This window comes from Anaerovibrio sp. (genome assembly GCF_024697385.1).
Taxonomy (GTDB): domain Bacteria; phylum Bacillota; class Negativicutes; order Selenomonadales; family Selenomonadaceae; genus Anaerovibrio.
This window is the reverse complement of the sequence record NZ_JAILFV010000071.1, coordinates 42099-54891: the sequence shown is the minus strand read 5'-3', so window position 1 is coordinate 54891 and position 12793 is coordinate 42099. Positions and strand designations below refer to the sequence as shown.

12 protein-coding genes are annotated in these 12793 nt (G+C 44.0%); all 12 read right to left on the bottom strand.

The genetic code is table 11. The features are described 5' to 3' along the window. Positions 1-143: 143 nt before the first annotated feature. The 12 genes from K6C05_RS03670 to fliR all read right to left on the bottom strand — a co-directional run bounded on the left by K6C05_RS03670 (position 144) and on the right by fliR (position 12784). Positions 144-515, bottom strand: a complete 372-nt coding sequence (locus K6C05_RS03670; RefSeq protein WP_296731346.1) for a hypothetical protein — start codon at positions 513-515, stop codon at positions 144-146. 11 nt (positions 516-526) lie between these two features. Beyond that, the gene (locus K6C05_RS03665) at positions 527-1012 is read right to left on the bottom strand and encodes a chemotaxis protein CheD (protein WP_296731343.1); all 486 of its coding nucleotides are present in this window, start codon (positions 1010-1012) and stop codon (positions 527-529) included. Position 1013: 1 nt separating this feature from the next. Beyond that, a complete protein-coding gene (locus K6C05_RS03660) occupies positions 1014-1631 on the bottom strand; it encodes a chemotaxis protein CheC (RefSeq protein WP_296731340.1) in 618 nt (205 codons plus the stop codon). Between the two features lie 20 nt (positions 1632-1651). Then, positions 1652-2119 (bottom strand): chemotaxis protein CheW, encoded by a 468-nt coding sequence (locus K6C05_RS03655; protein WP_296731339.1) that lies wholly within the window; start codon positions 2117-2119, stop codon positions 1652-1654. Positions 2120-2137: 18 nt separating this feature from the next. Continuing rightward, positions 2138-4186, bottom strand: a complete 2049-nt coding sequence (locus K6C05_RS03650; RefSeq protein WP_296731337.1) for a chemotaxis protein CheA — start codon at positions 4184-4186, stop codon at positions 2138-2140. A 20-nt stretch (positions 4187-4206) separates the two neighbouring features. Continuing rightward, positions 4207-5442, bottom strand: coding sequence for a chemotaxis response regulator protein-glutamate methylesterase (locus K6C05_RS03645; RefSeq protein ID WP_296731334.1), 1236 nt, complete (start codon positions 5440-5442; stop codon positions 4207-4209). 14 nt (positions 5443-5456) lie between these two features. Then, complete coding sequence (locus K6C05_RS03640) at positions 5457-6137, bottom strand: flagellar brake domain-containing protein (RefSeq protein ID WP_296731333.1); 681 nt, start codon at positions 6135-6137, stop codon at positions 5457-5459. A 36-nt stretch (positions 6138-6173) separates the two neighbouring features. Further along, positions 6174-7085, bottom strand: a complete 912-nt coding sequence (locus tag K6C05_RS03635) for a MinD/ParA family protein (protein WP_296731330.1) — start codon at positions 7083-7085, stop codon at positions 6174-6176. A 5-nt stretch (positions 7086-7090) separates the two neighbouring features. After that, positions 7091-8653, bottom strand: coding sequence for a flagellar biosynthesis protein FlhF (locus K6C05_RS03630; RefSeq protein WP_296731328.1), 1563 nt, complete (start codon positions 8651-8653; stop codon positions 7091-7093). Then, positions 8654-10726: a flagellar biosynthesis protein FlhA gene (gene flhA / locus K6C05_RS03625; protein ID WP_296731327.1), complete on the bottom strand. Its 2073-nt coding sequence runs from the start codon at positions 10724-10726 to the stop codon at positions 8654-8656. Between the two features lie 179 nt (positions 10727-10905). Beyond that, on the bottom strand, positions 10906-12039 hold the full coding sequence (gene flhB, locus K6C05_RS03620; protein WP_296731365.1) for a flagellar biosynthesis protein FlhB: 1134 nt from the start codon (positions 12037-12039) through the stop codon (positions 10906-10908). Then, positions 12002-12784, bottom strand: a complete 783-nt coding sequence (gene fliR / locus K6C05_RS03615; protein WP_296731324.1) for a flagellar biosynthetic protein FliR — start codon at positions 12782-12784, stop codon at positions 12002-12004. Before fliR ends, flhB begins: the two co-directional genes overlap by 38 nt. Positions 12785-12793 lie beyond the last annotated feature (9 nt).

The window sequence follows — 12793 nt, the reverse complement described above, 5'->3', positions numbered from 1 at the left end:
TTATAACGCCATTGTTCAAATTTTTCTTCTTTAGAAGAAAAATCTTCCAATTAGCGTTTCAACGAGCTGGGAGATATGCTCGCCAGCTGTTGTAGTTTGTTTTCCCCCACCTAAAGAGGAAGGGGACATCTTAAAGCTCGTTATTAACCCTGGTCTGTCTCAACATGACGCAAGGAATCAGCCTGCAAAGGCGTAAAGTTTTCATCCTCAACAGACTCACCATCTTCAGCAGGAGTATCCCCTGCTTCATTCGCCTGCGACTCCTGCTGTTTTGCTTCAGCCGCTTCTTCCTTATCTATCTCTTCAATCGATTCCTCTATTTCATGAATAGCTGATGCATATCCCAATTTATCGAACAGCACCATACCGATATATACAACAACACCAGAAACAATAAAGCTACAAAATGCCCGGCCTAGGACTATCCACAACCGAGCATCTGATAATAGTCCCGCGACCATAGCAGTCAAAGCTGCTATGACCGCAAAAACCAAAGCTACACCTAGCTTAAACACACAAATCACCACTAAATCTCTTTTTCACCCTTATCAATGGTCTTAACTATATAAACACCATTTGTCAAATCAATGGATACTGTACGACCATAATTTCCACCGGTATCCTCTCCAACAATCGGAATACCCAAATTGGAAAGAATTTCTTTTGCAGCCGATGCATTACGCTGTCCAACACGCATTATATCTGTAGCATTAGCGAACGCAAACATCTGAGCACCGCCGGCAATCTTAGCTACCAATCTGCTGCGGGAAGCACCAAGTTTAAGCACTTCATCCAGCATATCCGGAATACCAGTATCCGCAAACTTAGCCCTATTTTCATTAGCCCTTGACTGAGTACTGTCTGGCAACATTATATGCAACAATCCGCCTACCTTCTTCTGCGGATCATAAAGTGATATGCCAATACAAGAACCAAGTCCATAACTAATTAATGTTGATGGAGCAGAGCCGACCTTAAGGTCAGCCATTCCAACCTTAACCAATTCTGGCATATCATTCAACTCCTACCGCTGCTAGTATCGTTTCCAAAGACCCTGGATCAGGTACCAGGAAGAAGTGTCCCTTGATTCCCTCATCATCAGTCTTAAATTCAGTCTCTATTACCATTGCATGGTCACCCATCTGACCAAGCTGAATCAATACTACACTCAAAATTGCACCTGCCATATCCATAGCCAATGCTGGGATAGACGGCAACAATGATATATTTGTAAAATTAAACAAAGCGTTCAGATAAGCACCTGAAAGAATATTACCTATTTCCATCAAAGCTGATTCATCCATAAAATCAAGCTTCTGTGTATCACCATGTTTTTTGCCCATGAGCATATCGACAAGATAAAAGGCACTTTCTTTTGGCAACAAAAACAATATATTACTTGGAGCCTTACCATATACCCTAAGGAAAACTCCAACAACCATCACGTCAGGTCCACCAACCAGATCCGGAACATCACCAAGTGGAACGATAGAAACTCTTGGGACATTCATATCAATACGCTTATTAATAATCTGAGACAATGCAGTAGCGGAATTACCGGCACCAACATTTCCTATTTCACGCAGCGCATCCATCTGGGTTGCAGACAAGCTTGCAACATCATCTGACATATCTTCACCCCATCCAGAAATTATTCTTCACCAGTTAAACCAATGATTTCGCTGATATTCAGCTGAATAATCAACCGGCCATCAACCTTGCCAATACCAGAAATAAATCTTGCATTAGCATCACTGCCAGTTACAGCGCGCGTAGAATCAATATCATTGGCATCAATGGTTCTAACCTCAGTTACTGCGTCAACCAGCATACCTACTGATACCTCATCAAACTGCACAATTACAATTCTTGTATTTGCTGTATACGGAGTATCCTCCAAGCCCAACCGGCGTTTCAAATCAATTACAGGTAAAACACTACCACGAAGATTGATTACACCTTTTATAAACTCAGGAGCAAATGGTACTCTGGTAATATCTGTCAGGCCCTTTATTTCCTGAACATTTAAAATACTAAATCCATATTCTTCATTTCTCAGCTTAAAGGCAACGACCTGAACATCACCATCAGATACTACCTGTTCGTCTGTGTTAGCCATCTTCCAACCCCCCTTTGATTACATCAATGCACTTACATCCAAGATCATAGCAACATGGCCATCACCAAGAACGGTAGCACCAGCCAACATCTTCAGGCCTGACAGGAGCTTACCAAGGGTCTTGATAACTATTTCCTGCTGGCCAATAAGATTATCAACCACTATACCAATCTTATGGTCACCCACATGGACAACCACTACAAAGATATCGCCGTCGTCATTCTCTTCGCCCTTAGGAACGCTAAGCACCTCACCAAGACGGGCAATCGGTATAATCTGACCACGCAATACAATAACTTCTTTGTTCTGAACTGTCTTAATATCATCAGGCGTGATATTGATAGTACTGTCAATAGATCCAAGAGGAATAGCATACATTTCATCCTGAACCTTAACCAGCATCGCCTGAATAATTGCCAAGGTCAATGGCAGCTTAATCTTGAATACAGAGCCTTCATCAATCTTGGTTTCAACATCTACATGTCCACCAAGGGATTCAATCTTGCTCCTAACAACATCCATGCCTACGCCACGACCGGAAACATCAGTAATTGTTTCAGCTGTTGAGAAACCAGGCAGGAAAATCAAACGAACAGCATCAGCATCCGGCAAAGCATCTGCCTCTTCTCTGCTTACCATTCCCTTTTCCACTGCCTTGTTCCTGATTTTATCAGCATTGATACCACTACCATCATCAGTAACCATGATAACAACATTGTTACCTTCATGGCGAGCTATGAGCCCAACCTCACCGGTACGAGGCTTACCCTTTGCTTCACGCTCATCAGGATGCTCGACACCATGGTCAAGTGAATTACGCAATAAATGCATCAGCGGATCGCCGATTTCATCAATAACTGTACGGTCGAGCTCTGTATCTTCACCCTCTATGGTGAGATTGATATCCTTGTCCAGCTCCTTCGCAAGGTCACGAACCATACGAGGGAATCTGTTGAACACCTGACTTACAGGAACCATTCGAACCTTCATAACTACAGACTGCAAATCAGTAGTTACTCTGTCCATCTGTTCCAGGGTTTCAGTAAGCTCGGTCAATCTATGGGTCATGCCAATCTGTTCCAAACGAACCTTATTGGTAACAAGCTCTCCTACCAGGTTCATCAAGGTATCCAGCTTTTCAATATCTACACGGACTGACTGTCCACCTACATGAGCTTTCTTGGCATCCTTCTTCTCAGGTGCCTTGGCATCAGGCTTCTTGGTATCAGCTGGTTTTGGTGCAGCCGCCTTGGCAGCCGGTGCTTCACTGACTGCAGCAGGAGCAGCTGGAGCCTTATCAATATCGGTGATCTCAGTGACCACTACATTGGAAATTTCAGAAATTGCTGAAACTGCACTTTCCAATGTTTTTGCATCAGCATCTGTAACGATGGCAACCTCGAAGCTGTGGTCAAATTTTTCCTGTTCAAGGTCCTCTGCAGGAGGAACGGACTTGAGTACATCCCCAAGTTCATCCAATGCGTTCATGACCATATATGAACGGGCTGACTTCAAAAGACAGCTTTCGGCAATTTCCACATGGATAATGTACGGTACAAGACCACTGTTTTTTGCCTCTTTAATAACGCTTCTCTCAGTATCGCTGAGTTCAAATACAGGAGCACTGCCCTCACCGGAAGCAGCTTCTGCTACTGGAGCTGCAGCTTCCTCAGCTGCAGGTGACTTCCCGTTGGCAATAGCATTAACCTGACGCACCAAACCGGATACATCAACCAAATCCTCAGATTCACCACTGCCAATGTTTTCTACCATCTCCTGCAGGGAGTCAACGCACTTGAAGATAACATCTATAATCTCTTCACTTACCTTCAGCTGTTCCTTACGGAGCATATCCAGCAAGTTTTCCATATCGTGGGTAAGCTCAGCAGTTTTTGTATAACCCATGGTTGCGGACATACCTTTCAAGGTATGAGCATTACGGAATATTTCGTTTAGTACAGACAAATCCTCTGGATCATTTTCCAGACTCAGCAGGCCATCATTCAGAGACTGTAAATGTTCCCGTGACTCGTCCAAAAACATTTCCATGTACTGATTTGTTTCCATTTCTATTCCCCCTGATTAGCTTATTTTATTACTGCATTCATTATTGCGTCCGCTATACACTGAACGGGTAGTATCTCATCAGCTATACCAGCATCAGCAACGGCCTTTGGCATTCCATACACCACCGTCGTTTCAGATGACTCTGCTATGATGTATCCTCCGGCCTTCTTGATTTTTTTCATTCCAGCGGCCCCATCACACCCCATACCAGTCAGAATAACTGATACCACGTCCTTACCATACTGCACTGCAGAATCAAACATGATATCTACTGCAGGACGGTGTGCCGCCAAAGGGGGCTTTTGATTCAATGAAATCACTCTTTGAGAACTGCTGCCTTCAATCTCCAAATGATAATCACCTGGAGCTATATATACATACCCCGGCAAAATTGGTTCCTTATCCTCAGCCTCCTTGACATGCACCTTGGATGAAGCATCCAGCCGCTCTGCCAATGATTTTGTAAAACCAGCCGGCATATGTTGTACTATGACCATACCGCACGGCATATTCGCCGGCAGCTTTGGGATCACATATTGTAACGCCTTAGGGCCACCAGTCGATGTTCCCAGCACAATCAGCTTGTTGCCACTTCCGCCGGAAGCCCCATGAGCTTTGGCATCACGCATCTTTATCAAAGGATTTTCTTTCTTGGTTATTCTGTCAGCCGCACTGGAGTGCTCCGGCAGGTGATGACCTGTCTTTGCTGCAGAACTTCCCATGTGTCTCGAAAGAATACCTGCTGTGCCACTACCTTTATCAGATGTGCTGATACCTTTTCGCTCTAGTATATTTATTCGCTTTAAATTCCCTGCTTCCTGCTTTTTTTGAAGAATATTATTATTTATTGTAATTTTCTTCACATTAGCAGAGGCTGCGTTGCGACACTTTTCCAAAATTTCATCTGCGATAGAATCAATTTTAGAGATGGATCCACCCGCCTTGCATAGGAAATCAACAGCTCCCAGGGACAAGGCCTTAATGGTTTCGTCTGCTCCTTTTTTGGTAAGACTGCTGAACATGACCACCGGAGTTGGGCAATCTGACATAATGAACTCCAACGCCTTAAGGCCATCCATAACAGGCATATTCACATCCATGGTAACAAGATCCGGTTTTAGCCGAAGTACAAGGGAAACTACCTCCTTACCATTTGACGCAGTGCCAACCACCTCAAAGTCAGGAGCTTCTGTAAACAAATCTGATAAGACCTTACGCATAAATGAAGAATCATCTGCTATAACAACACGAATCATAAAATCTCCCTCCCTTAAAGCTCATCAATACCTTTAGCCAATCCATCACGCTGGATTCCAAAAATAAACTTCACCAGCCTATTTTGGACGACCTTATCTATCGATAAGAATTGAGCCCCTATCTGATATATTTTTTCCCCATTTGAATCAACCTCACTGCATCTGGCCACACGGCTCATCAGCTGCATCAGGCCAATTCCCGGGATATTATCCAATTCAATGGTAACCATGCTGTCCACCTTTAGTGGTTTGTGCAGGGCAAAGCTGATACCACCACCACTGATATCAATAGTGCTGGTAAGAATCATATCCTCCAGGGCACCATCTTCGCCTACAGGTCTGACAACCAACGGCCGGGTGGTTTTGACACGTACAAATTCCCTATACTGCAGTTTCTCGGCCCTGGTCGGTTTGGTAACATACCAAACCGGAATGTTCGCTATCCCCTTTTTTTGAAATTCAACGCGGAACAGATAATAGCACCTGCCCCCGAAAGCCTTGCATATAACTCGCGATCCAGGAGATATAATCAGTGGTATCATACGCTCGTCTACCGGCATGGCCAAAATAAGTGACGAATCTGTGATATCCTCTATTCTGCTGGAATAACCGCGGGTATCATCAGATAAAAGGACCTCTATCCGCTGACCCAATTTTAAAACATTACTCGCCTTTACATAAGTTGGTTTAACCATGATTTACCTCTCCATACTAACTGCAGCGCATCAGTATTATGATTTAAATATTTTCTTGAGAAATCCACGCCACCCCAATTTAACTTTTTCCTGGCGTCCATTTACCAATCCACTGGCAATAGATGATATACATTTGGCAGATATGGCATCCGGGTACCCTGCCATAATGGGAACCTGTTGCCTAACAGACTTAATCATCAGCTTGTCATCATATATATAGCCCAGACACTCCACAGGCAGCTTTAAGAATCTGGCTGCTGTACGGGAAAGTGTACCTACTACCTCCCTGATTTCCGGCTCATCAATAACTCTATTAACTATGAGCTTTAAATTAGGATTCGCCGTTATGTTGCTATATCCCTTCATTACGGCATAAGCATCTGTCAAAGCTGTAGGTTCCGGAGTAGTTATCAGGAGCACTTCATCCGCCGAAGCCAGAAAATCCAACACATTGTTGCCAATGCCTGCTCCTGTATCAATCAAAATAATATCTGCCCACTCCTCACAGCCTGCCAGCTTTCTGAACAATATCTCCCGCTCAGCCACAGTCATTTCCATGGCATGCTCCATTCCGGAGCCACCGGATATATAGCTTACGCCATAAGGGCCTCTCAGTAACACATTTTCCAGCTCGACATCCGGGTCCAGCAATGACATGAGATTGACCCTGGATGTGGTCCCCAGCAGGATATCCACATTGGCCATGCCCATATCAGCATCTATCACTATAACCCTTTTCCCCATATTGCCAAGGGCAATCGCCAGATTAACCGTAAGGTTTGTTTTGCCTACGCCACCTTTACCACTGGTAATTGCAATTGTCCTAGGGCTGAAGTGTTCTTCCTGTTGTCCATTCTGGTCGCTGACAGACTTGCCCAGTTTGGTCACCCCTGAACCGGGCTTCTTGTCACCAACCAATAAACGCAGTCTTGCTGCCTGATCATCCATAGCAATTACCTCAGCAGCATCTCTGCCAGTTTAGTGTAGCTGGCAGGTGTAATATCATCAGGAACGCTTTGCCCATCAGTAACATAAGACAACGCAACCTTCCTTTTATACAAAATATTTAACAGCAATCCCAATGAGCTGGTCTCATCTGTCTTGGTGAAGATTATGCGGTCCGGCTGACACGCTGAAAATCTCGCCAAGATTTCTTCAGCATCCCTGTTCTTGGTTGTGGAACTGATTACAAGATGCTTTTCAATCTCAGCATCCACTGACAGCAAGTCACAGATTTCCTTCATCTGATAATCATTATACTGACTTCTGCCTGCAGTATCTATAAGAATCAACTTTTTATCTGAATGTTTTTCTATGGCCTGCTGCAATGCATCAGAAGAATACACGATCTCCAAAGGCAGGCCCAAAATATCCGAATATGTTTTTAGCTGCTCCACAGCAGAAATACGATAAGTATCTGCAGTAATCAGCGCAGTGCTCACAGAATTGTCCAAAACAAATTTTGCGGCAATTTTTGCCAAGGTGGTTGTTTTGCCAACACCTGTAGGCCCAACTAACGCCACAATTTTAGGACGGTCTGAATACAGGGTAATACCCGATGCCACCCTTACTGTTTTCTTTAGATACTTCTCCAAAATCCTATGGGCCTTGTCCGTATCCTTGTTTTCCATAATTTCTGAACCGGACAGCTTCCGGATCATATCCTGTATGACCCTGTCGTCCACATCGCAGTTACGCATGGCCTGCTGTAAAGTAAGCTCTACCTCCCCAGGGGCGCCCTGGCCCATCTTGGCAAGCATTTCCTTCATTTCATCCAGCTCGTTCTGCAGGGATCTGATTGTTTCCTGATCATCTTCAACCTGCTTTTCAGCCTGCATCAATGACTCAGCTTCTTTTTTTGCCTGCTCCTTCTCTGGTGCCAAGACATCGTTTTCAGTATTTTCCCCAGAACCAAAATCAGAAGAAAGCATTCCTTCTGGTTCTTTCTTCTCCATTGGTTTAATTATTCTGTTGACCTTTATGCTATTCTGCTCTTTATTATTTGTGGGAACAGAAAATCCCTCTGCACTGTCTGTATCAGCATCAGAGGCTCCCGTATTGATATTGCGGATATGATCCAATGAGGACAGTATATCCCCAAAGGAATTTTCATGTATACCTGCATCGTAGCGATCAGCCCTTTCCTGGGCATTATCCACACTCTGTTTTGTTCCTGCAGTTTGGTATTGCTCAGCGACTTTACGCTTTGAAACAATCGGCTGCGATGATAATTCACCGGTTGCCACAGGTTGCTTGGCAGATAACCTGTCGGAGGTGCTGCTCTGGGAATTTTCCCTGGCCACCGGTTTTCTGCCCAATGGCGTTGTTGATCTCTGTGGAGTCTGAGCCTCCTCAACTGCAGCAATCACCTCAACTACTTCCTTGCTGCCGAACCCCAAAAGCCCTCCCTTGCGGGAGCGGGATGTATGTAATATTACAGCATCAATTCCTAATTCAGCCTTTACATTTGCCATGGCTTCCTTAAGCGTAGGTGCCTTAAATGTTTTTATTCTCACTTAAATCTTCACCACCCCAATAATCTGTATCTCTACAGTTTGTTCTATCTCAGCATGTGACAGAACTATGATTCCAGGCACAGAGCGTTCAACCAGCTTACGGAAATACAACCGCACGGTCGGACTGGTAAGCGCTATAGGCTGATAGCCCATATCTGTGAGCTTTTGCAGCTCAGTTCCCAAGGATGTCAAAATCCTTTGCATACTGTCAGGATCCATGCTCACATAGGAACCACGGTCAGTACGCTGAACAGCCCCGGCAATCCTGTTTTCAATGGTAGGATCCAGGGTAATACAGGTGAGCTGGTTATTCTGTGTATATTGCTGTGTTATCTGCCTGGATAAAGCATGTCTTACATATTCTGTCAATATCTCAGTATCCTTGGTGGCACGGGCATAATCTGCCAGGACCTCCAGAATAGTCGCCATATCCCTGATAGATACGCGTTCTCTCAAAAGATTTGCCAATACCTTCTGAATCTCACCAACATTCATGAGATCAGGTATTATTTCATCCACAAGGGAGGAATTTGTCTTGCGGGCATTATCAACCAAATTCTGTGTTTCCTGACGGCCCAAAATTTCATCCGCATGAGCCTTAATAACCTCAGTAAGATGAGTTGCCAAAACAGAAACCGCATCAACAACTGTATAGCCATTGAGCTCTGCCTGCTCCCTAGATGCCTCGGGTATCCACAATGCAGGCAGGCCAAAAGCCGGCTCCTGAGTTTCAATTCCCTGAATCTCCTCAAATACTGTTCCGGAATTCATGGCCAAAAAGTGGTCTAATAATAATTCGCCTTTTGCTATCTCAATTCCTTTTAATTTTATAATATATGCATTAGGTTTTATCTGAATGTTATCTCGTATACGAATGGTCGGTACAACCAAACCCAGTTCCAATGCGCACTGGCGCCTGATCATAACTATTCGGTCAAGAAGGTCACCACCCTGCCCGGTATCGACTAACGGAATAAGGCTGTAGCCTATTTCCAATTCCATTGGATCCACCTGGAGCAGTGAAACTATGTTTTCCGGCTTTGTAGCCTCAGCCTTGCTCTTTTCCTTTTTCTCCACTGCGGATGGCTCTTCTATGCGTTTCTTGCCCTGCATTTTCCTGTAACCGATAAAAGCACATATCGCTGCCAAAATACTGAACGGCAAACCTGGCAAGCCAGGAACAAGTGCCAAGGCCAAAAGAACCCCGGCTACTATCAGGAATACCCTGTCATTACGCCCCAACTGCGTAACCAAATCATGCCCCAAATTGCTGTCTGAGGCAGCGCGGGTAACTATGATACCGGTAGCTGTAGAAATAAGCAGTGCGGGAATCTGATTAACAAGTCCCTCACCGACTGTTAAAAGAGTATAGTTGGACAGGGCCTGGGTAACGGTAAGATTCCGCTGAACCATACCAATGATAAAGCCACCGGTAATATTAATCAAAATGATTATTATAGCCGCAATAGCGTCTCCCTTGACGAACTTACTGGCACCATCCATGGCTCCATAAAAATCCGCCTCGCGCTGAATTTTCAATCTGCGCTCACTGGCCTCAGCGTCTGTAATGGCCCCCTGGTTCAGGTCAGCATCAATAGACATCTGTTTACCAGGCATTGCATCCAGGGTAAATCTTGCGGATACCTCTGCAACACGCTCCGCACCCTTTGTAATAACAATAAACTGAATTATTATAAGAATTATGAATATAATAAATCCTACTACAGCATTACCACCGACAACGAAATTACCAAAGGACATAATAACCTCACCGGCATATCCCTCCAACAGTATAAGACGGGTAGAGGACACATTAAGTGCCAGCCGGAACAAGGTTGTTATCAGCAGCAATGATGGGAACACGGACAAATCCAGTGCCTCAACATTATATATTGCAGCCATGACAACCACCAAAGCCAGGGTTATATTCATGCAAAGCAACAAGTCAAGCAGCATGGTTGGTAACGGAATTATCATCATGACAACGATAGTAACGATACCCACCGCCACCATGACATCACTATATTTTGTTATAAAACTGCCCTTCTCAGCAGACATATCTGAAGCAGCCATTGTCTTTCTCCTATATCATTATGACGCCTGTTTTCCAATATCCTTATATTGAAGAATATATTCCTATCAGCGCTTTTTCTAAAGGCTCCAGCATTTCATCATACGAGGTGAGAACTCTGCTCACCATTTGTTGAGACTTTAGCTCTCCTTTTGGGAAATGAAAATTCAGCCCTATCGTATCATGCATATCTGGTTCTTCTTTTCAATCTGTATACATATGCCAAAACTTCAGCAACAGCCTTATACAGCTCGTGAGGGACCAGTCCCCCTACCTCAACAGCAGCAAAGAGTGCCCTGGCCAGTGGCTTGTTCTCCACAATCGGCACCTTGCTGTCCCTGGCAAGACTTTTTATTTTTTGAGCAACCAGGTCCTGCCCTTTGGCTATAACTACCGGAGCAGACATACCACTCTCATATTTTAACGCAACAGCAAAATGTGTAGGGTTTGTAATAATAACATCCGCCTTAGGAACCTCCTGCATCATCCTGGCCATAGCCATCTGACGCTGTTTCTGACGAATTTTACCCTTGATCTTTGGATCTCCTTCCTGTTGCTTGAATTCCTCCTTGACTTCCTGCTTGGACATTTTCAAATCCTGGGTGTTCTGCCATTTCTGATATGCAAAATCCATGGCAGCCATTACGATAAAAACACCAATAATCTTAAAGGCCAAACCGAAAATCGTATCTGACATCTTATGCAGCCCACCAAGCAGGTCCATATAAATCAGCTTGGGAATCTGAAAGATTTCATCCGAAAGATATGAAAACACAAAATATCCTATGATTGCTATTTTAAACAGGGATTTAACCAGTTCCACCAACGATCGCTTGGAAAACATCCTTTTTATTCCGCTTATGGGACTCATTTTCCCCGGATTAAAGGATATCTGCTCAGTGGAGAAATTGAATCCTACCTGTGCGATATTCATGGCCAGGCCAATAATCATTATGAACACCATAAGGGGCATGGAGGTTTTCGCCAAAAGAATTATTATGGCTATAAACATCTGCATTATGGATTCTTCATTTATATCTGCATTTAGATTGCCAAAAACATAGGTGGAATAATTCATGATCTCCTCTACTGCATTTCCACCTAAAAAACGCAATATCATAAAACCAACCAACAAAACAAAGGCTGCATTTACCTCCTGACTGCGCCCGACCTGACCTTTTTTCTTGGCATCGGCCTTACGCTTGGCAGTTGGTTCCTCAGTCTTTTCCCCTGCAAAAAGTTGTAAATCAAACCTGAAGGGTTTGAAGCTATGGTTATTATTGTAATGCCCGTAAGACAATTCCAATGTTTCCATACATTTCATTAAACAGCACATCCAAAAACAGTATATAAAACGGGATTGTTATTCCCAGTACAAACAAGCCAATAATAATCTGCATCGGAATACCTACAACAAAGATATTCAGCTGTGGCATTGTACGGGCCAATATGCCCAAGGACACATTGGTAAGCAATATTGCAAAAGTAATGGGCATGGCAATTTTTACCCCTGTAAGGAAAATACCTGCCGTAAAATCAACCATGAGTTCAGCTATGGAGCTGTTATAATTCATCCCCATAATTGGAATGGCATCAAAACTCCGTATGAGGGATGCCAATAAAACATGATGGCCATTGGTAGCCAAAAATACCATCAATGTCAAATAGTATAAAAAGCTGCCGATAAGTGGGTTCTGCTGCCCGGAGGTAGGGTCTATCTCACTGACCACTGAAAAGCCTGCCTGCATATCCATCATTTTACCGCCAAAATTAACGGCCTGTAATGTGACATATGAAACAAAACCTATTGTCCAGCCTATGACCAATTCTGCCAGTACAGCAAGTGAATACCCCGGAATGGACATGGGTGCTTCTATGGCCATCTTCTGGTCTATGACCGGAAACATCACAAGTGAAATGGCAAAAGCGATACCTGCTCGAAAATACACTGGAATATTCTGACTTCCAAAAAAAGGTGCTATCAGGAAAATCCCACTTATCCGGGTCATCATCAACAGGAACACAGCAGCATGATTTTGCAGTAAATCATAAAAATCCACTTACTTTAC